The sequence below is a fragment of the Nocardiopsis sp. NPDC058631 genome, from assembly GCF_042716955.1.
Classification (GTDB): Bacteria; Actinomycetota; Actinomycetes; order Streptosporangiales; family Streptosporangiaceae; genus Nocardiopsis.
The window spans coordinates 1-20,344 of the sequence record NZ_JBHXQY010000116.1 but is presented as its reverse complement, the minus strand read 5'-3'; the positions used below and the strand labels follow the sequence as shown (position 1 = coordinate 20,344).

General features: G+C 72.9%; 13 protein-coding genes. 7 read left to right on the top strand and 6 right to left on the bottom strand.

Annotated features, from left to right (window positions below; genetic code table 11):
- Nucleotides 1–174: 174 nt before the first annotated feature.
- From ACFWTE_RS26505 to ACFWTE_RS26485, 5 genes are all read right to left on the bottom strand, one after another.
- A complete protein-coding gene (locus ACFWTE_RS26505) occupies nucleotides 175–693 on the bottom strand; it encodes a flavin reductase family protein (RefSeq protein WP_378782636.1) in 519 nt (172 codons plus the stop codon).
- A 1-nt stretch (nucleotide 694) separates the two neighbouring features.
- The gene (locus tag ACFWTE_RS26500) at nucleotides 695–1,165 is read right to left on the bottom strand and encodes an acyl-CoA thioesterase (RefSeq protein WP_378782635.1); all 471 of its coding nucleotides are present in this window, start codon (nucleotides 1,163–1,165) and stop codon (nucleotides 695–697) included.
- Nucleotides 1,165–6,981, bottom strand: a complete 5,817-nt coding sequence (locus tag ACFWTE_RS26495) for an SDR family NAD(P)-dependent oxidoreductase (RefSeq protein WP_378782634.1) — start codon at nucleotides 6,979–6,981, stop codon at nucleotides 1,165–1,167. The genes ACFWTE_RS26500 and ACFWTE_RS26495 overlap by 1 nt, the downstream gene beginning before the upstream one ends.
- Before the next feature lie 391 nt (nucleotides 6,982–7,372).
- Nucleotides 7,373–8,122 (bottom strand): MerR family transcriptional regulator, encoded by a 750-nt coding sequence (locus tag ACFWTE_RS26490; protein ID WP_378782633.1) that lies wholly within the window; start codon nucleotides 8,120–8,122, stop codon nucleotides 7,373–7,375.
- 190 nt (nucleotides 8,123–8,312) lie between these two features.
- Nucleotides 8,313–9,716, bottom strand: coding sequence for an MFS transporter (locus ACFWTE_RS26485; RefSeq protein WP_378782632.1), 1,404 nt, complete (start codon nucleotides 9,714–9,716; stop codon nucleotides 8,313–8,315).
- Between the two features lie 402 nt (nucleotides 9,717–10,118).
- Here ACFWTE_RS26485 and ACFWTE_RS26480 point away from each other — a divergent pair, with 402 nt between their 5' ends.
- Nucleotides 10,119–12,239: a discoidin domain-containing protein gene (locus tag ACFWTE_RS26480; protein ID WP_378782631.1), complete on the top strand. Its 2,121-nt coding sequence runs from the start codon at nucleotides 10,119–10,121 to the stop codon at nucleotides 12,237–12,239.
- A gap of 111 nt (nucleotides 12,240–12,350) precedes the next feature.
- Here ACFWTE_RS26480 and ACFWTE_RS26475 read toward each other — a convergent pair whose 3' ends face one another.
- A complete protein-coding gene (locus ACFWTE_RS26475) occupies nucleotides 12,351–13,328 on the bottom strand; it encodes a LacI family DNA-binding transcriptional regulator (RefSeq protein ID WP_378782630.1) in 978 nt (325 codons plus the stop codon).
- 183 nt (nucleotides 13,329–13,511) lie between these two features.
- On the opposite strand from ACFWTE_RS26475, the gene ACFWTE_RS26470 reads away from it, so the two are divergent.
- The 6 genes from ACFWTE_RS26470 to ACFWTE_RS26445 all read left to right on the top strand — a co-directional run bounded on the left by ACFWTE_RS26470 (nucleotide 13,512) and on the right by ACFWTE_RS26445 (nucleotide 20,261).
- Nucleotides 13,512–14,333, top strand: a complete 822-nt coding sequence (locus ACFWTE_RS26470; protein WP_378782629.1) for an ABC transporter permease — start codon at nucleotides 13,512–13,514, stop codon at nucleotides 14,331–14,333.
- Nucleotides 14,330–15,127: an ABC transporter permease gene (locus ACFWTE_RS26465; RefSeq protein WP_378782628.1), complete on the top strand. Its 798-nt coding sequence runs from the start codon at nucleotides 14,330–14,332 to the stop codon at nucleotides 15,125–15,127. Before ACFWTE_RS26470 ends, ACFWTE_RS26465 begins: the two co-directional genes overlap by 4 nt.
- Nucleotides 15,124–16,140: an ABC transporter ATP-binding protein gene (locus tag ACFWTE_RS26460; protein ID WP_378782627.1), complete on the top strand. Its 1,017-nt coding sequence runs from the start codon at nucleotides 15,124–15,126 to the stop codon at nucleotides 16,138–16,140. The genes ACFWTE_RS26465 and ACFWTE_RS26460 overlap by 4 nt, the downstream gene beginning before the upstream one ends.
- A gap of 84 nt (nucleotides 16,141–16,224) precedes the next feature.
- The gene (locus ACFWTE_RS26455; protein WP_378782626.1) at nucleotides 16,225–17,286 is read left to right on the top strand and encodes a PotD/PotF family extracellular solute-binding protein; all 1,062 of its coding nucleotides are present in this window, start codon (nucleotides 16,225–16,227) and stop codon (nucleotides 17,284–17,286) included.
- Nucleotides 17,287–17,362: 76 nt separating this feature from the next.
- Nucleotides 17,363–18,487, top strand: coding sequence for an adenosine deaminase (locus ACFWTE_RS26450; RefSeq protein ID WP_378782625.1), 1,125 nt, complete (start codon nucleotides 17,363–17,365; stop codon nucleotides 18,485–18,487).
- 406 nt (nucleotides 18,488–18,893) lie between these two features.
- On the top strand, nucleotides 18,894–20,261 hold the full coding sequence (locus ACFWTE_RS26445) for an MFS transporter (RefSeq protein WP_378782624.1): 1,368 nt from the start codon (nucleotides 18,894–18,896) through the stop codon (nucleotides 20,259–20,261).
- Nucleotides 20,262–20,344: the final 83 nt, after the last annotated feature.

The following is a 20,344-nucleotide window of genomic DNA, read 5'->3' as shown; positions in this document are numbered from 1 at the left end:
GTGGCGCTCGGTCCCCGCGCGAGCACGGTCGTGCGCCGCTCACGCGGGGCCCCTCCCCCCGCTCCTGCCCCGGGCGCCGCCGCGGCACGGCCGCGCCCGGGTGTCGCCGGGCCCGTCGCGCCGCGGGTGGCGGCGCCCGGGGCGCGGTGCGGCACTGGTCCGTCTCCGGCGCGCTCACCCCGCCCTCACCTGTCCGTTCGCCTCGTCGGGCAGTGGAGCGCGCGCCAGGCCCCGGAAGGCTCCGCCGTGGAAGAGCAGGGCCGGCCGGTCCTCGCCCGCGAGCGCGTGGAGGACGCGCCCGACGAACACCGAGTGGTCTCCCGCGACGACCTCCTCCTCCACCTCGCACTCCAGCCAGGCCAGGGCGCCCACGATCAGGGGCGCACCCGTGTGGGGTCCCGGGACCCAGTCCAGCGGGACGAACTGCTCCCGCCCCCGCGGGCGCGCGCGGTTCGCGAAGTACCGGGCGGTGTCCTCCTGTTCGGCGCACAGGACCGACACCGCGAAGTGGCCCTCGGCGGAGACCGCCTGGTGCAGGCGGGCCGTGCCGGAGACGCAGCACAGCACCAGAGGGGGATCGAGGGAGACGGAGCAGAAGGCGTTGGCCGTCATGCCGTGGGGGGTCTCGCCGCCGACCGTGATCACCGTGACCCCGGTGGCGAAGGTGGACATCACCCGGCGCAGGTCCGTCACGTCAACCCGCCTTCCTTCGTGCGGCGGCCGGGACGGGGGCCCCGCCGGACGTGTAGGGGGCCAGCGCCTCGCGCAACTCCTCGGGCACGCGGGTGGGGACCGTCGCGGTGTTGGGGCCGCGCATGCACGCGATCCGCTGCCGCCCCCGCGCCACGAGCGTCTCCGCCCCGTCCTCTCCGAGCAGGACGTAGTCGAAGGCGAACTGCACCTGCGTCTGGGTCAGCTCCTCCAGACGCATCCGGACGGACAGCTCGTCGAAGGCCGTGATCTCCGCGAAGAACTCGCAGTCCACGCGGAGCGTGAACAGCTTGAGGTCGCCGCGCACGTCCTCCAGGACTCCCGGGGCCCGCTCCTTGAGGAACATCTCCCGGCAACGGCCCTGCCAGCGCAGGTAGTTGACGTAGTAGACGTTGCCCACCAGGTTGGTTTCCTCGAAACCGACGATGTGGCGGATCTCGTAGTGGTCGGACATCACCTCTCCTCTCCGGTCAGAACCGCGAAGACCACCGGTTCGGGGGTCCCGTTCAGGGCGGTCGCCCAGGTGGCGATCCGGGCATCGCCCGACGAGAGGACCACCCACCCGTGCTCGCCGACCGACTCCAGGGTCAGCGAGCGGCCGGTGCCGCCCGCCTTGCGCAGGCACTCCAGGGCGCCCCACATCCGCGTCGCCGCGACGTGGACGGACTCGCCCGTCCGTTCGCGCACCAGGTCGCGCACCGAGACGAGCCCCGCGCCGAGCAGCCCGGCCCAGTCCTCCTCGGAGCGCTCCGCGACGGCCTCCACGTCGCAGGCGAGGCGGCCCGAACCGGCCACCGCCAGGGTGACCCCCGCCCCGTGCGAGGCCGAGACCTCGGAGCCGGGGGTCTCGGGGCGGCCGTCCGGCCGGTGGCGCACCCGGACGGGCCGGTCGAGGGCCCTGCCGACCGCGAGTTCGGTCCTGGCCCTGCGCTCCTCGGTGCCACCGGTCCCCGGCGAGGGATCGGGGTCGACGACCACGGCCCTGGACCCGCCCAGCACGCCCTCCAGTTCCCGTTCGATATGGGAGCCGAGCAGCGCCGGAACCCAGGGGCCCGCACCGCCGTCGCGGCGGACCGCGCGCAGCCGCAGGCCCTCCCACCGTTCGACCACGCCGCCGAGCGAGTCGCGTACCTCCACGTCGTAGACGTAGGAGTCCCCGTCCTGGAAGCGCTCGCGGGCCTCCAACAGCACGCAGTCGGGTTCCTGCGCCTCGGGCCGGGCAGGCACGAGCCGGTCCACGCCCTCCGGCAGGAGCGTCCCGTCGGGGACGCAGGCCTGGAGGGCGTGCATGGCGGCGTCGCGCACGCCGGGGTCGGCCAGGACCCGGTCCTGGGGCACGAAGGTTCCGAACCACTCGCCCGACGCGGCCGTGGACAGCTCCGCGACCACGTGGCGGGCGCTCACGCGCCGGTAGCCGAGCAGTCGCCGGAACCTCTTGCCCTGGAAGAGCACCCCCCCGTACAGCTCCGCGGGGTCGGCCTGGACCCTGGGGAGGGAGAGGGCGGAAGCGGTCGGCGCCGGCGCGGCCTCCGCCGCGTCCACCCGGGGCCAGCGCAGCACGGCGCGGAAGTGGTCGACGTCGTACCCGGTCTCCTCGCTGCGGATGACGGCCTCCACCGTCCGCGCGTCGCGCACGAGGACGGCCACCCGGATGGTGGTCGTGCCACCGGGGCGGACCGCCACGGGCCTGAGGAAGCGCAACCCCTCCAACACCGGGGGGTCGGTGTGCCCGCTCACCGCGGTCGCCGCCTGGGCCATCGCCTCCATACCGATCACGGCGGGGAAGAGCAGGTCGCCGTCGAGCACGTGGTCGTCCAGGTAGGGGTCGTCGGCGGACGACAGCACGGCCTCGGTGACCAGTTCGACCCCCGGGTAGTGGACCAGAGCCCGGTCCAGGAACCGGCCCAGGGGCAGCTCGCGCTCCTCGGCGGCCAGGGTCGGCAGTCCTCCGGTCCGGCCGCTGACGACGAGGACAGGACCCGCGGAGGGGTCGGCCAGGACGCGGTGCAGGGTCGCCAGACCCTCCTCCGTGGAGACGGGGGTGATGCCGTCACGCATCAGCGCCTCGACGACGCCGAGCCTCTCCCCCATCCCCGCTCCCGACCACACCGACCACTCCAGGGCCAGGACCCGCGTGTGCGGGTGCCTGCGCCCGTACTCGACCGTCATCTCGGTGAGCCAGTCGTTGGCGGTGGCGTAGTGCGCCTCGCCACGCAGCCCGGCGCGGCCGATGATGCTGCCGAAGGACACCAGCAGCCGCAGCCGGTCGGCGTCGAGCACGTCGAGGACGGCGGCCAGGCCGTCGGTCTTGGGTGCGAGGGTGCTCCGGAAGGCCGCCTCGGTCAGTCCGCCCAGGGCGGTCGGCTCGTTGCGGCCCGCCCCGTGGAGCACGGCGGTGACCGTGCCCAGCCGTTCCTGGAGGTCCCGCACGGCGTGTCCGACCTCCTCGGGCCGGGTCACGTCGGCGCGGGCGTAGGCGAAGCGGACCCCCGCCGCCGACATCCTCTCCAGGTTGGCGGCCAGCTCCGCGTCCTCCTCCTCGGCGGCGCGGCCCAGCAGGGCGAGCCCTGCCCCGTACTCCTTCGCCAGGGACAGGGCGCACTCGGCGGTGATGCCCTTGCCCCCGCCGGTGACCAGCAGTACGTCGTCCGGACGGAGGGGGGCCTCCGCGTCCGGCGGTGCGGCGGGGAGCGTGGCCCGGAGGACGGGGACGGTGCGTTCTCCGTCCGCGTCGTAGCGGACCTCGGTGAACCCGGAGGTGGCGGCGGTCTCCGCGACCACCCGGCGCACCGCCTCGGCGCGCGCCCCCTCGGCCGCGGGCTCCGGGGTGTCCAGGGTGACGAGCGTGGTGGTCACCCCGGGGACCTCCAAGTGCAGCGTCCGGGCCAGCCCGGACGCCCCCCGTCGGCCCTGGACCACGACGAACCGCGTCCCCGCGCCGGAGGCGAGTACGGCCCGCGCCGCGTCGAGGAAGCGCCCGACCAGATCCGGGCCCGCCTCGTCGGGCAGGCAGAGCAGGACTCCGCCGCCCTGCCCGGAGAGGGCCTCCCGCAGCGGCTCGGCCAGGGGGTGGCCGGGGGAGGCGTAGACGCTCCACCCCCCGGGTTCCCCGGGCTCGTCCGCGGACGGGTCGGGGTGCGGAACGGTCGCGCGGACGTGGGCGACCTCGAAGGCCCGCACCCAGGGGGCGACCCCCGCGGCCTCCCCCTCGGACGCGCCGCCGCCCGCGGTCTCCGCCAGGGCGTCGATCGTGTCGGCCAGCTCTCCCAGACTCGACGTGGCGTAACCCGACGTCGCCTCCAGCGGCGGCAGCCCCAGGCGGCGCGTGACGTCGTTGACCACCTGGCCGACGGTGATGGAGCTCAGGTGGAGGTCGTCCAGCGGCCGCGTGTCCGCGCCCACCATGGACACGGGCAGTTCCACGCGTTCCGCCGCAAGGGTCCGGAGCAGCTCCAACGTGTCCGCGGGGACCTCCTCGCCGCCGACCGCGTCAGCCCCGGGTGCCGTGGTCGGCGCGGTCGTGCCGTCGGTGCGCCCCGTTCCCACGCGGGGCGCGGTCTCGCAGGGGCTGGCCAGGAAGGTGAACTCCTCGGGCAGGTCGCGGACCAGGCGGCCGGAGAAGAGCGCGCGCGTGTCCACGGGGGCACCGAGGACGTAGGCCGCGGCGACCGCGCGCAGGAAGGGCGCGAGGGAGGCGGAGTCGGCGTCCACCGCGGCGACGGGGACCTCGGGAACGGCGGAGGCGGCGAGGCCGGAGAGCACCCGCCCCGGGCCCACCTCCAGCAGCAGGTCGGCGTCGGCTGCCAGCCGGACCACGGCCTCGTGGAAGCGCACGGGGAGCACGACCTGGTCGCGCAGCAGCGCTCTGAGGTCGGTGTCGGGGCCGAGTTCGGCCCCGGTCACCGTGGAGACCACGCCCGGGGACAGAGGACCGAAACGGGACTGTTCGAGCCGACGCCCGAGTTCCTCGGCAGAGGCGGCCACGAGGGGCGAGTGGAAGGCGTGGGAGACGTTCACGCGCGTGGCGGTGATCCCGTCGGCGCGGGCCCGCTCGCACAGCCTGTCCACGGCGTCCGCGGGCCCGGACACCACGGTCTGCTCCGGTCCGTTGTACCCGGCGACGACCAACTCGGGCTCGTCCCCGACCAGTGCCCCGACCCGGTCGGCGCCGGCCGCGAGGCCCGCCATGGCGCCGTCGGACCGGCCGGTCTCGGCCATGGCCCGGCCACGCGCGGCGGCCAGGGCGACCACCCCGGCGGCGTCCGTCGCGCCCGCCCAGTGGAGGGCGGTGAGCTCGCCGAGGCTGTGCCCTGCTGCGCCGTCCGCGCGCACGCCGATGTCGTCCAGCACGGCCAGCGCGGCGATCGATCCGGCCACGATGCGCGGCTGCGCCACCTCCGTGGCCACCTGGTCGCCGCCCTCGGGGAGCCCCGCGGAGGCGAGGATCCTCTCGGCCCGGTCGAAACGGCGGCGGAGGGCCCCGGTGCGGCCGGTGCCGGCGCCCTGGCCGGGGAAGAGGTAGCGGATGCGGGGCGGCGCGGTGCGGTGGGCCAGGAAGAGGCCCCGGTCGGGGGCGACCAGCTCCGTCTCACCCGCGTCGATGCGGTCGATCAGGACGCGCACCGCGTGCTCCGCGGCCTCGGGGGAGGAGGCGACGACGGCGGCGCGCGCCGGTCGGTTCTCGGTGTCGGACGCGAGGGAGGAGGCCAGGTCGGTGAGCTCCGCGTAGGACAGGCGCGGCAGGACCTCCACGAGGTCCGCCAGCCTCCGCCGCACCTCGGCGGTGTCGGCCCCGTCCACGACGAGCAGTTCCGCGTCCTGGCGCCCGGAGACCAGGGCGCGGGTGCGGGAGGTGACCCCGGCTCCCCGGTGGTCTGCGGCCTCCTCCACGGTGATGTGCGTGTTGACGCCGCCGAACCCCATCGCCGAGACTCCGGCCCGCACGGGCCGGTCGTCCGGCCAGGGCAGGGCGTGGTCCGGCACGCGCAGGGCCGCCCGCTCCTCCTCCAGCAGGGGGTGCGGGTCGTGGTGCCCGGTGGCGGGCGGGATGACACGGTTGTGCACGGTGAGGACGGCCTTGATCAGCCCGGCAACCCCGGCGGCGGCCTTCGTGTGACCGAAGTTGGCCTTGACGGAGCCGAGCGCGGCCGGGGGCGCGGAGGGGTCGGCGGAGGTTCGGGCCCCGGAGAGGGCCGCGAGTTCCGTCGCGTCTCCCAGAGCCGTCCCGGTGCCGTGGCCCTCGAAGTAGCCGACGGTCTCGATACCGTACCCGGCCCGCTCGTAGGCGCGCTCCAGGGCGAGCCTGTGCCCGCTCGCCTCCGGCCGGGTGATCCCGCCACGGCCGTCGGACGAGACGGCCCACCCCGTGATGAGGGCGTAGATCCGCTTGCCCTGCGCGACGGCGTCCTCCTCGCGCATGAGGACGAGCGCGCCCGACCCCTCGCCAGGCCAGAAGCCGTTGGAGTCCTTGTCGTAGACCTTCATCTCCCCCGTCGCCAGGGCGCCGGTCTTCGCGAAGCCGATCACCTCGAAGGGGTCGATGGACAGGTCGACGCCGCCCGCGAGGGCCGCGTCGAGGTCTCCTCCGGCCAGCGCCGTCGCGGCGGTGGCCACCGACAGGAGGGAGGACGAGCAGGCGCCGTCCACCGTGTAACCGCCACCCCCGAGGTCGAAGTGGTTGCACACGCGGCCCGCGATGGTGTTGGAGAGACCGCCGGCCAGCGTGTCCTCGTCGATGCGCGGGAAGGGCTCCTTGTAGGAGGTCTCCAGGTTCGCGAGGAAGGCGTCGGCCTGTTCCTCGTCCCATCCCTGGTCGAGCAGTGCCGAGGCGACGGTCCGCCGTACGTAGGGCCAGCGCAGCCGCATTGTGTTGGCCCGGGAGAATTCACCGGTGAGGCTGTTGCCGATCACCACGCCGGTGGATCGACGTGGAAGTCCCGAACCCTCAGGAAAACCGGCGTCCTCCAACGCGCGCGACATCGTCTCCAGGGCCAGCCAATGCGTCATGTCCGTGGAGCGGAAGGAGCTCCCGGAAACGCGGAAACGGGCCCTGTCGAAAGAGAACCCCCGGAGGACGGCAGCTTTCTTGGAATAGAAGCGGTCCTCTGCGGAGGGGTCCTCCGAGTAGTAGTCGTCCAGGTTCATGCGCTCGTCAGGGAGCCTGCGGAAGGCCCTGCGGCCGGATAGTACGTTGTCCCAGAAATCGTGGGGCGAGTCAGCGTCCGGATAACAGAGACCCATCCCCACGACAGCAATTCTTGTGCTTTTCATTACTCGCCCCACGCTCCCAAAAAATGGTCCATAAATCAGTGAACCCAGGTCAATAATGGGCGGGTGGGGCCGTTCTGTCTTCTTCCCTGGTGCGATTCCAGGGGATTTTATTGCATAACGGCGTGATGGGCCCTTTTGCATAACAGCGTGATTATTCTCGTGAAACAGCAGGGGGGAGGGCCGCGTTCCTGCTTGCGGTCGCCCCCCCAACGCGAACATCCCCGCCGGACCTGCGCTGCGTGGGCAGAAGCAGGTCCGGAGGGGATGTTCCGATGTCCCGGCCGAGGGTGACGGCACCGCCGTGCGGGCGACGCGCAGTGGACGGCCTGCGCGGCGCCCGCATGGGGGCAGCCCGCCGACCGGGGCCGTCACCCGGTCCGCGGCCGCGCCGTCAGTCCTGGCCGTCCCGCACCGCGTCCGCCTTCTCCTTCAGCCCGATCCTGACACGGCGCAGGACGTCGAGCTGGGCGGGGTTGTAGAGGTCCTTGAGGGCGGTGGCGAGGGTCTCCGAAGTGAATTTGGGGCGTTTGGGCGCCATCAGGCGCATGTCGCCCAGAACAGGGTGCTCCTCAAGGAGTTCGCGGACGGGTTCGGTGAACCGTTCCGCCACTTCGCGGCGGGTCTCCTCGTCGGCGTCGGCGGGCAGGTCGTTGAACTCCGCCTCCCCGGGAAGCATCTGTTCCTGCTGGACCACTTCGCGGTAGTCGTCCAGGGCGGCGGGGTCCAGCAGCCTCGACATGACGACGGCGAGCGAGCGGTCGGTGTCGGGCAGGTCCGTGTCCGAGGGCAGGCCCAACTCGGCCGGAAGGTCGATGGGCGCGGATTTGCGCAGGACCAGTGAGAGCTCCAGACGTACCCGTTGGAGTCGCTCGATGGTCCCCGCCAGCTCGGCGTCCAGCGTCCGCAGCGCCTCTTCGGGGTGCTCCTCGGCGTCCCCCATCTCGGCGATCTGGGACAGGGTGAACCCCAGGTCCGACAGCCGCTTGATCCTCAGGATCCGTACCAGGTGCGCGACGCCGTAGCTCTTGTAGCCGTTGGCCCGCCGCTCCGGCTCGTCCAGCAGGCCCACCTCGTGGTAGTGCCGTACCGCCCGCAGGCTCGTGCCGGCGAGCTCCGCCACCTGACGGGTGCTCCAGGCCATGGTCCCCCTCCTCGAAAGTCCGGCGCCGCCGGCACGGGTGCGCCGGCACAAGCCATTGGAAACCATGCCGTTGCGGCATGGTCAAGTCCTGGGGTCGGGACGCACCCGACCGGGACGGGGATGTCGTGCCCGCTGGGACGGAGAAGGAACCTCGGGGGAGGTGTGCGGCCGGTGTGGGGGGTGGTCGTGCTCAGCCGATCGCGGTCGTGGGGGCCCGGTCCGGTGCGCAGGCGCACTCCGGGCCGCACACGGGTTCGGAGCACTGCGGCCGGGGCGTGGCCACCGCCGCGAGGGGGTCGGCGCTCGTGGCGTCGAGCGGTACCCGGTGGGCGTGCGCGTCCGGTTCGCCCCCCTCCGGCTCGTCCAGGGAGCGGAACGTCGGAACGGCGAGAGCGACGACGGCCGTGACACCGGAGAGCACCGCGAGGATGCCCCCCGCGGCGGGAAGCCCGGCCGTGGCGGCCACGGCCGCGAGCGGGGTGGTGACGAGGGCGGGCGCGGCGAGCATGAGGGCGTTCTGCGCGCCGAGCACGCGGCCGCGCATCGCGTCCGGGGTGGCCTCGATGGTCAAGATGCCCAGGACGGCACCGACCGGGGCGTTGGTCAGGCCGATCAGGGCCGCGGCTGCGAGCACCACCCAGGGGGAGGCCATGGTGGCGATCGCGGCGAAGCCGAGCAGGGTGCCGGCCATGCCGATCACGAACCAGGTCCGGCGGCGCACGCGGCCGGTACAGAGGGTGAAGACGGCGGAGCCGACGATGCTCCCGGCCGCGAGCGCGCTCAGGGTCATGCCCGCGAGGCCGGGCAGGCCCTCGGCGGTGAAGTAGGCGGGCATGAGGGTGGTCTGCAACACGCTGATGGCGGCCACGAACATCGCGATGACGAGCGTGGCGCCGAGGACGATGCGGCTGGCGGACAGGAACCTCCACGCCTCGGCCAGGTCGGTCACCGCCCGGCGGACTCCCCCGGAGCCGGAGGCGGTGCCGCCCGCCCCCTGCTCGCGGAGGGGGACGGCGCCTGCGCGCCGGTCGAGGGTCAGCGTCAGCAGTGCGGCGAGAACACTCGTCGCGGCGGTCACGTACAGCACAGCGGGGGTCAGTCCGAGCAGCACGACGAGCAGGCCGCCCACGCCGGGGCCGGCGAGCAGCAGGATGTTGCTCACGGTCTCGCGGGTGGCGACCAGCCGGTCCAGGCTCCCCTTGCGGTCGCCCTCCAGCCGCGCCAGGACGGGGAGCAGGGTTTCCAGGGCCGTCATCCCCGGCACCCGGATGACGGCTCCGACGACCGCCACCCCCACGAACCACCCCATGGACAGGCCCCAGAGGGCGTCCACGAGGGGCAGGGCGGCCACGGACGCCGCTGCCAGGAGGTCGGAGGTCGCCGAGAGCCTGCGGCGGTCGACCCGGTCGACGAGCAGCCCGCCGAGGATCCCCACCACGGCGGAGGTCGCCGTGGTGATCGTGGCGAGGATCCCGGCGGCGAGGACGTCGCCGGTGCGGTCCAGTACGAGCAGGGGCAGTACGGCGGCCGCTATGCCCTTGCCGAGCAGCGACAGCCCGTGGGAACTCAGGTAGATCACGAAATTGCGACGCACGCGGGTGCTCCTCGTCCTCGTTGTCGGTGCCGGCGGAGGGGGTCGGGGCGGAGGCCGCGTTCGCGGCTTCCGGGAGCGCCGGGCGGGTGTCGTCCACGGGCGCTGCATGGATGGGGTGGTGGAACCAGCAGAAACGGTGCCCTCGGGGCACACTCAACCCCCCGTGGGTGTGACGGGTGTCACTGTTCGGCCGGGGTTCCGTGGCGGGGTCGACAACGGGACGAGTCGCCATGTCGATCCGTCGACAGGGCGACCCGTCCCGCCGGTCCCGCCCGTGCCGCGAACCCCCGCCACCGCGCAGTTCGGACTGTCGGATCGCGCGCGTAGCCTTCCTGCGTCGCCGGTGGCGTCGGCGGTCTCGGCCCGTCACCGGCCGGCACCCCTCTCACAGCTAGGAGCCCCATGTCGGAGCACGTACCCTCACTCGTCTTCCACACCGAACGGCAGCGGACGGGAACGGGGCAGTGGACGTCGGACCACGGGCTGGTCGTCGCCTTCGAGGCCGGGCGGGCCGTGCCGCTCGCCAGGCTCGACTGGCGGGACGCCCACGGGGCCGAGGCGGTGATCGGGTTCGATTCGGGGATGACCGCCTTCGTCGGTCTGCGGATCGCCGAGGACGGCACACCCTACGAGTGGCGGGGCCGCCTGGTGGAGCGGGTCACGGGTCGTCCCCACCGGTTCCGGGTCGAGGGCGTGGAGGGGAGACAGGAGCTGAGCCTGCTCGTCGAGGACGGCGGAGCCCCGGTGGCGCGGCTCGGCTGGGTCGACCGGGAGGGCGGGGGCGGCACGGTCGTGCTGCGCTCCGTGGACCTGGACGAGACCGCCGCGGCGGGCGAGGTCACCGACCGGGTGCGCGAGGTGCGGGCGGGCAACGAGCACGTGAGGGCGGGAGAGGTCGCCCTCAACCTGCTCGACGAAACGGCCGCCAAGTGGCTGTCCTGGCGTGACGCCGACTGGCTGGAGTTCACCCTGGGCGAGCCCGTCCGCGTCCGGCACTACGTCCTGGAGTCCGCCAACGACTTCGCCGACCGCGACCCCCGGGACTGGGTCCTCCAGGGGTCGGCGGACGGCCGCACGTGGGTCGAGCTCGACACCCGGTCCGGAGAGTTCTTCCCGCAACGGCACCACGCCCGCGACTTCCACGTGACCGGGGCGGCGGCGGAATCGTCCTACCGGTACCTGAGGCTGGAGATCACCGGCAACGCCGGCGGGGGCGAGACCCAGCTCTGCCGGGTGCGGTTCTTCTCCGGGGAGCGCTCCTACGAGGCGTTCACCGGTCACCGCTACACGGCCGGGGAGGCGCCGGTGCCGTACGCCGGGATCGCCGCCGACCTCGTGGAGGGCGCACCGGCCACCGTCGAGGACTGGCGGGCCTTCCTGTCCGAGTACAGCGCCGACATGCTGCGCGTCCTGGAGCACGGGGAGCTCGCCGACACGACCGAGGAACAGCGGGCCGCGGCCTGGCTGGGCCATGACGGAGCCGCGGAGGAGCAGATCACGGCCCTGGAGACGAGGCTCGGCACCCCCCTGCCGCCCAGCTACCGGTCGTTCCTGGCGGCGTCCGACGGCTGGACCACGATGGGCACGTTCATGTACGAGCTCCTCTCCACCGCGGACGCGGGCTGGTTGCACGACCTCGACGGCGAGACCGGGTTCGACCAGGAGTACCTGGAGGGGGAGGACGGGCTGGTCGGCCCGTTCCTCCTGGTCTCCGGTGAAAGCGACGCCCAGTACTGGCTGCTGGACGCGGGTGACACCTCCCCCGACGGGGAGTGGGCGGCCTACGTCTGGGCGAGCTGGTACCCCGGGCTGGGTGAGCGGCACCGGTCCTTCGCCGACCTCGTCGTCGCCGAGCGCACCTCGTTCGAGGAGCTGAGCGGGTCGGAGGGGCGCCCGGTGCGTCCGGAGGGCGTGGAGGAGCTCCTCGGGCGGGGGCGCGCGGCGGCGCTGCGCGGCCGCGTGGCCGACGCGATGGACGCCTTCCGGCGGGCCGAGGAGAAGGGGTCGGGCGCCGCCGCCTATCTCAGGACCGTGCTCTCGGCCTTCCTCGACGTCCACGGGACCCACCACGAGCTGCGCGGTCTCCTGCACCGCCCCCACGTGGTGGCCGAGGTCGGCGTCGAGCAGATCGAGGCGGAGGCTCTGCCCCTCTACCTGTACAGCGCCAGCCTGGACTCCCCAGGCAGTACGGCCTCCGCCGCCCGCGCACTGGGCGGGACCTCGACGGGCCTGAGCCTGCCGTCGACCGACGAGGAGCGGGACGCCCTGCTGGCCGAGCGCCGGGCACCGGAACCGCCCGCCTTCGAGCTCGCCCTCGACCGGGCGAGGGCCCTCGCATCGCGGGGCGCCGCCGACGAGGCCTGGGCCGTCATCGAGGAGGCGCTGGCCGCGTGGTACCCGGTGTCGCCGAACCGTGTCGCGCCGGTCGTGCTGCTCACCGATCCCGCCCTGCGCGGGGTGGTCACCCCCAGTCGGGCGCGCGAGGTGGTGTTCGCCCCCCGCGGTTTGCACGCGGACGGGTGAGGGCCGGGGCAGACCGGTGCGGCCTCCTGCGCGGAGTCCGCACCGCCTGTCCTTCCCGGTGCCCTTGCCCGCTCGCGGCGGCGTGGCCTCCGGCCGGTGCGACGGCCGGGGTCACGCGTCCAGGGGCTCCGCGACGTCGGGCCAGCGCACCGGTACGGGCAGGCGCAGCCGTTCGGCGGGGAACTGGGTCCGGGGGCCGGCGGCGAGCCGGGCGAGCAGCAGGTCCGCCGCCTCCCGGCCGAGTTCCGCGCCGTCGACGTCGATGGCCGGTATACCGCGCATCGCCAGGGACTCCACGACCATGCGCTCCGAACTGACCGTGACGGGGCGTCCGGCGGGTTCGGCGGCCAGCGCGAACATCAGGCCCAGCCCGATGGCGGTCGCGTAGGGCACCACGGCGCTCGCGCCGGAGTCCCGCACCGCGGGAGCGACCGCCACCCCCGCCGCGAAGGTCGAGGGGTGGGGCCCCAGGACGGTCAGTTCGGCCCGGTCGGAGGCCGCGGCGGCGACGGCCGCCGAACGCTGGCCGTCCTGCCAGGACCCGGCCGGGCCGCCGACGTAGACGATCCGCTCGTGGCCCTCGTCCACCAGGCGCGAGACCAGGAAGCCGAAGGCCGTCGCGGTGTCGGCGACGGCCGAGGTCATCCCCTCGATCTCGCGGTCGACCAGCACCGTGGGCTTGAGGGACCCCGCCGCGCGGACGAGGTCGTCATGGCCGCGCGGTGCCACGATGATGAAGCCGTCGACCTGGCTGGCGAGGCGGGTGAAGGCTCCCGTGGCGGTCGGGGAGTCCAGGGGGTGCACCGACACGGTGAGCTGGAGGTCGGCCTCCCCCGCCCGCGCCTGGGCGCCGTCGATGATGGGCGTGAAGAAGCTGTTGTCCAGGGTGGGCACGACCAGGGCGATGATGCCGGTGCGCCCGCGGGCGAGCTGGCGTGCGGCCCGGTTGGGGACGAAGCCCAGTTGTTCCGCGGCGGCCCTGACCCGGGCGGCGGTCTCCGGGGCGACCAGTTCCTCACGGCTCAGGGCGCGGGACGCGGTCGCCTTCGACACCGCGGCGAGCGCGGCCACGTCGGCCAGAGTGGGCACGGATTCGCCTCCAGGTCTTGTCGGTCAACCCTAGCCCGGATGCGGCGCGGGCTCCGCTGTCGTGTTCTCGCAGGTCGTTACACGGTGTTTACACAGTTCCTGATGCGTAGGCCCGTCTTCGCACCCTAGAGTGTGTGAAACCGGTTGTGCAACCGGTTTCATGACGCCCGAAGGAGGAAGGCCGTGCACTCACGCAAGTCGGCCCTCTTGCTCGTGCCAGGGCTGGCCTTCCTGCTCGTGGGGTTCCTCGTCCCGACGACGCTGATGCTCTTCTCCCCGCCCGGCACGGGAACCCCGGAGATCTTCGCCCGGGTCGGCCAGATGCTCACGGACCCCTACGACCTGCGCATCATCTGGCGCACGGTGCGCCTGGGACTGATCGTGACGGCGCTCTGCGTCGGGCTCGGCTTCCCGATCGCCTACCTGCTGGCCCGCTCCAACTCCCGGTGGGCGGGCGTCCTGCTCGCCCTCGCGATCTTCCCGCTGCTCCTCAGCAACGTCGTGCGCACCTTCGGATGGCTGGTCGTCCTCGGCGCGAACGGCGCCGTGGGACAGGCCCTCGTCGGGCTGGGCCTCGTGGACCAGGCGCCGCAGCTGCTCTACACCGAGCTCGCGATCGTCCTCGGCCTCACCCAGCTGTTCCTGCCGCTCGCGGTCATCTCCTGCTACTCGGCCGTCGCCCAGGTGGACCCCGGCCTCGACGAGGCCGCCCGGGGACTGGGCGCGAGCAGGGTCCGCACCTTCTGGAGCGTCGTGGTGCCGCTCTCGTCGCCCGGCATCGTCGTGGCCGCCACCCTCGTGTTCGCCGGCGCCGTCACCGCCTACACCACGCCCTACCTCCTGGGCGGCTCGGGCCAGCGCATGCTCTCCACCCAGCTCTACGCCTACTCCAGCGTCACGGTGGACTGGGCGTCGGCCTCGGCCACCGCGCTCGTGATGACGGTGCTCGTCTTCCTCGTCTCCGGCCTGTCCTCCGCCTTCGGCCGCAAGGGGGCCACAGCGTGAACACCCGCCGCCCCGTCGCGGCCGCGCTCGCGGTCGCCGGATACGTCGTCATGCTCGTGCCGATCCTGTTCGTGGTCGTCACCGCGTTCACCGCGGGCAGCACGCTCCGCTTCCCGCCGGAGGGCCTCTCCACGCGGTGGTTCGAGGAGGCACTGGGCTACGAGCCCTTCCTCACCGCCCTCGTCTCCAGCCTCCAGCTGGCGGCGCTGGCCACCGCCCTCGCACTGCTGATCGGCGTGCCCGTGGCCGTCGCGATCCACCGGGGACGGATCCCCGGCAAGGGCCTGGTCGAGGGCATGTTCCTGTCGCCGCTCATCGTCCCGGAACTGGTGGTGGGGCTCGCCCTCTACCAGCAGCTCATGATCGGGTTCGGGCTCGACAGCCTCACCGCCCTGACGCTCGGGCACACGGCGCTCATGATCCCCTACGCGGTGCGCGTCACGGGGGCCTCCCTGGCACTGGCCGACCCGCACGTCGAGGAGGCCGCGCGGGGACTCGGCGCCTCTCCCCTGAGGACCTTCGCGACGGTGACCCTGCCGCTGCTGCGCCCGGGGATCTTCTCGGCCGCGCTCCTGAGCTTCGTCACCTCCTTCAACAACGTGCCGCTCTCCCTCCTGCTCCAGACCCGCGAGTTCCGGACCCTGCCCGTCACGATGCTCGACTACGTCCAGCAGAGCTACGACCCCATGGTCGCGGCCATGGCCACGCTCATCCTCGCGGGCACCGTCGTCCTCGCCGTCATCGCCGAACGCACCGTCGGCTTCGCCAAGATCTTCGGAGGTATCAACCGATGACCAGCGCTGCCGAGTTCATCGGCGTCAGTCAGAAGTTCGGCGACTTCACCGCCGTCGACGACCTCAGCCTGACCATCGCCGAGGGAAGGCTCACGACGCTCCTCGGGCCCAGCGGCTGCGGCAAGACCACCAGCCTGCGGATGCTCGCCGGATACTCCAGGCCCACGGCGGGGACCATCCGGATCGCGGGCCGGGACTGCACGCGCGTCCCACCGGAACGGCGGGACCTGGGCATGGTCTTCCAGTCCTACGCGCTCTTCCCGCACATGACCGTCGCGGACAACGTCGGCTACGGGCTCAAGCTCCGCCGTGTCCCGAAGGAGGAGCGCCGGCGCCGGGTCATGGAGACCCTCGAACTGGTGGGCCTCGCCCACCTGGCCGGGAACAGGCCCAAGAAGCTCTCCGGAGGCCAACAGCAGCGCGTGGCCCTCGCCCGCGCCATCGCGATCCGCCCCAAGCTCCTGCTGCTCGACGAACCCCTCTCCAACCTGGACGCGCGCCTGCGCGTGCAGATGAGGGCGGAGATCCGGCGCATCCAGGCGGAGACCGGCCTGACCGTCGTCCTGGTCACGCACGACCAGGACGAGGCGCTGGAGATGTCCGACGACATGGTGCTCATGCGCGCGGGCCGGGTCATGCAGCAGGGGCCGCCCCGCGAGGTCTTCCCCGCCCCGGCCAACCGGTTCGTCGCCGAGTTCCTGGGCTACGAGAACTTCCTCGCCGACGCCGACGGCCGGACCCTCACGGTCCGGCCCGAGAACCTCCGCGTCGCCGCGGGGGCCTCGGACACCGACGCGCGGAACGGCCCCGACGGGCTGCTCCTGCGCGGCACGGTGGCCCACATCGCCTACCGGGGGGCCGACCTGCTGGTGACGGTGGACACCACCGACGACACCGGGGCCGCCGCGCGCCTGGTCTGCGACGTGCGCGGTCGCGGCGCCGAGGGCCTCACGGCCGGGGGCGACGTGACCGTGAGCGCCCACGGCGGCGCGCTGGTGCGCCTGCCCGACTGACCCCGATCCCCACGGGCCGGATCCGCCGGCCCGCTCCGACCCGCCCGGATCCGCCGGGCGCCCGGCGAGAGGAAACCGCACGCCATGTCCCACGCCATCCGCCGCCCAGGCCCGATCCTGACCGCTGGCGTCGCGGCCGCGATCGTCCTCACCGGTTGCTCCTCCTCGGACGACGAGAGCGGGGACGCCCTCGTGGTGAGCACCTTCCCCTTCGGGGTCGAGGAGTTCCAGGAGGCCGTCGTCGACCCGTTCACGGAGGAGACCGGGATCGAGGTCGTCCTCGACACGGGCTCCAACTCCGACCGCCTCTCCAAGCTCGACCTGGAGGGCGGGGGCGGGTCCGACGTCGTGCTCATCTCCGACTACTACGCGGCACTCGGCCAGGAGAGCGGCCTCTTCCAGGAGGTGGACGCGGACCAGGTCCCCCACCTCGCGGAGATCGCGGACTTCGCGGTCGAGGAGGGCTACTCGGGCCCCGCGTACAGCTACCAGCTCAACGGCACGCTCTACAACACGGACGAGTTGGGGGCCGACGAGGCAGCCGACTGGTCGCTCTACGGCTCGGACGCCCACGCGGGGCGGGTGGCCCTGCCCGACATCTCCGTCACCGCGGGCCAGCTGATGGTCTCCGGGGTGGCCGAGACCTACGGCGAGGGCCCCTACGACATCGACACCGCGCTCGACACGCTGGGCGGCTGGGCCCCCGGCGTGCTCCAGTTCTACACGTCGACGACGGAGGTCACCAACCTCCTCGCCCAGGGCGAGATCGTGGCGGCCGACGCGCTGAGCGGCTTCGCGACCGAGATGGTCGCCGCCGGTGAGCCGGTCGCCTGGACCCCGCCCGCCAGCGGGTCCTACATGGCCACCAACCGGGCGATGATCCCCGTCGGCGCCGCCCACACGGAGGAGGCGCACGCCTTCATCGACCACCTGCTCTCCTCCGAGGTCCAGACCGCGTCCGCGGAGCTGGTCGGGGACCTGCCGGTCCACCCCGAGGCCACCGTGCCCTCCACGATCACCGACGTCGGCGGCGACGTCGCCGACGACCCCATCGCCGCGGGATACGCGACCCTCGACCCCGCCGAGCTCGTCCCCACGCGCGGCGAGTGGGTGGAGCGCTTCGCCCGAGAGGTCACCGCGGGCTGAGAGCGCGGTCCCGCGGCGCCTCGTGCGCCGCGGGACCGATCCCGAACCACCCGTTTCCCAACCAGACCGGGAGCCCATGAACACCCCGCACAGCCTTCCCGCCGACTACGTCGCCAGGATGCCCAAGGCGGACCTGCACTGCCACCTGATCGGGACCGTTCGCGCGTCGACCTTCGCCGAACTGGCCCGGAGGGAGGGGCTCGACCTGCCGGCGGAGCCCGAGCGCATCTACGCCGACATCAACTCACTGCCGCCCGACCCCGACCTGTACCGGAACACGCGCGTCCCCGTCCCCCAGCACAGGTCGCCCGACGAGCCGGAGGTGTCCTACTCGCTCTTCCAGGTCTCGCGCTGGGTCACGGAGGTGCTGCGCGACGCGGACGACCTGACCCGCATCGTCTACGAGGCCTTCGAGAGCGCGCACCGCCTCAGCTCCACCCGCCACCTGGAGCTCTTCTTCGACGCGCCGCCCGCGCACCTGGCCGGGCTCGGCTACTCGGGCCGCGTCGAGGCCTACGCGGAGGGCATCCGCATGGCCGAGCGCGACTTCGGCATGAGCGGTTTCCTGATCCAGGGCATCGACCGGAGCCGCAGCGGCGAGGACGCCCTGGCCCTGGTCCAGCAGGTGGTCGACCACCCGCACGAGTACGTCGCGGGGATCGGGCTCGACAACCTGGAGACCGCGGGCCCGCCCGAGCGCTTCGCCGAGGCCTACGCCCTCGCGGGCCGCGCGGGGCTGGGGCGCACCGCCCACTCCTCCGAGCACGCGCCCACCGCCGTCAACACCATCACCTGCCTCGACCTCCTCGGCTGCGACCGCATCGACCACGGGTACTACGTCCTGGAGGACGACGCCGTCGTGGAGCGGCTCCGCGAGCAGGGGGTCGCGTTCACCGTCGCCTCCACCACCTCGCGCCGGTCGTGGCGGCCGTGGCGGCGCGCCTCGATCAGCGCCATGCTCGGCGAGGGCCTGAACGTCATTCCGTGCTCCGACGACCCGGGGATGTTCCCGACGAGCCTCGCCGCGGAGTACCGCATCCTGTCCGAGGACATCGGGGCCACCGCCGACCAGCTCCGCGCCATGGCTCTCGGCGGGGTGGAGGCGTCCTGGCTCCCCGCGGACCGCAAGGCCGCCCTGCGCGCCCGGTTCGAGGAGGAGCTGGCGGCCCTGGACGCCGAGTTCGGCCTCGCCGGGGTCTGAACCACGCGCGGGGTCCGGGCGCACGCGAAAGACGGCGCACACCGCCGCCCATGTCGGAGGGGGCCCATCGGAAGAACCGGTGGGCCCCCTCCGACATGGGCGGCAGTCGTGGGAGACCGGTGCCGGTGTCCGCTCCGTACCGGAACCCTCACCGACCGTTCGGTCAGTAGATGGCCTCTCATCTGCGATAAAGGGGACCCGTTGTCAAAAGTGCCCTGAGTCACATGGCATGGTGTTCTGGGGCGCATCATCTGTTCGGGTGCTCGCGTCCTCCGAGGTGACCGCGGAGGACGGGACAGGTGTCCGAGACCGCGCCCCGAACCGGTGACCGTCCTCCCCGGCCACCGGGGGCAGGGCCCCTCAGCAGAATCCGACCCCCGGTCGGCAGAGAACCTACGGAGCAGCAATGGCACTTTCCGACCCCGCGGCCCCCGGGCCGGCCAACGCCGTCGAGACCAGGGAACGGCGCCGTGTCCTCGCGGGCACCATGGTCGGCACGACCATCGAGTGGTACGACTTCTTCATCTACGCGCAGGCCGCCGGCCTGGTGCTCGCGCCGTTGTTCCTCGCGCCGCTGTCCGAGGCCAACCAGGCGGTGGCCCAGGTCCTGTCGTTCGCCACCATCGGCATCTCGTTCCTCTTCCGGCCGCTGGGCGCGATCGTCGCCGGAGCCCTCGGCGACAGGTTCGGCCGCAAGCAGGTGCTCGTCGCCACCCTCGTCATGATGGGGATGGCCACCTTCCTGATCGGCGCGCTGCCCACCTACGCCCAGATCGGCGTGGCGGCGCCCATCCTCCTGATCCTCCTGCGCATCCTCCAGGGCTTCTCCGCGGGCGGCGAGTGGGGAGGCGCCGCACTGATGTCGGTGGAGCACGCGCCGGTCGAGAAGCGCGGCTACTTCGGCGCCTACCCGCAGATCGGCGTTCCCTGCGGCATGATCCTGGCGACCTTCGTCGTCTGGGCGATCACCATGGTCATCGGTCAGGAAGAGTTCCTGGCCTGGGGCTGGCGCATCCCGTTCCTGCTGTCCTTCGTGCTGATCATCGTCGGCCACCTCATCCGCAAGTCCGTGGAGGAGTCCCCGGTCTTCAAGCTGATGCAGGACCGCCGCGCCAAGGCCTCCGCGCCGCTGCGCCAGCTGTTCCGCAGCAACACCAGGGAGGTCGTCCTCTCCGCGCTGATCTTCCTCGCCAACAACGCGGCCGGATACCTCGTGATCGCGTTCCTCGCGACCTACGCGTCCCGCCCCGTGGAGGAGTTCGGCCTGGGCATGGAACGCGGCCCGGTGCTGCTCGCGACCACGCTCGCCTCGTTCGGCTGGCTGATCTCCACCCTGTACGGCGGCTGGCTGTGCGACCGCATCGGCCGGGTGCGCACCTTCCAGATCGGCTACGCGATGCTGGCCGCCTGGGCGGTGCCGATGTGGTTCATGATCGACACCGGCAGCATCCTGATGTACTTCGTCGCGGTCTTCGTGTTCACCCTCGGCATGGGCCTCAGCTACGGGCCCCAGTCGGCGCTGTACGCGGAGATGTTCCCCGCCGAGATCCGCTACTCGGGAGTGTCGATCGGCTACGCGCTCGGCGCGATCCTCGGCGGTGCGTTCGCACCGATGATCGCCGAGCTGCTGCTGACCAGGTTCGACGCCTCGTGGACCATCGGCGTCTACATCGTGGTGGCCTGCGCCATCTCGTTCGTCGCCGTCTCGATGGTCAAGGAGCCGCAGGGCGTCGACCTGCATGTGGACGACTCCGAGCCGACCCCCGCGTCCTAGGGCGTGTTCCGTGGATGCTTTCGGTTGATTCGGCGCTTGCGCCGATCGCCGCGAGCGGCCTCCAGGCAATCTCTCGCAAGACG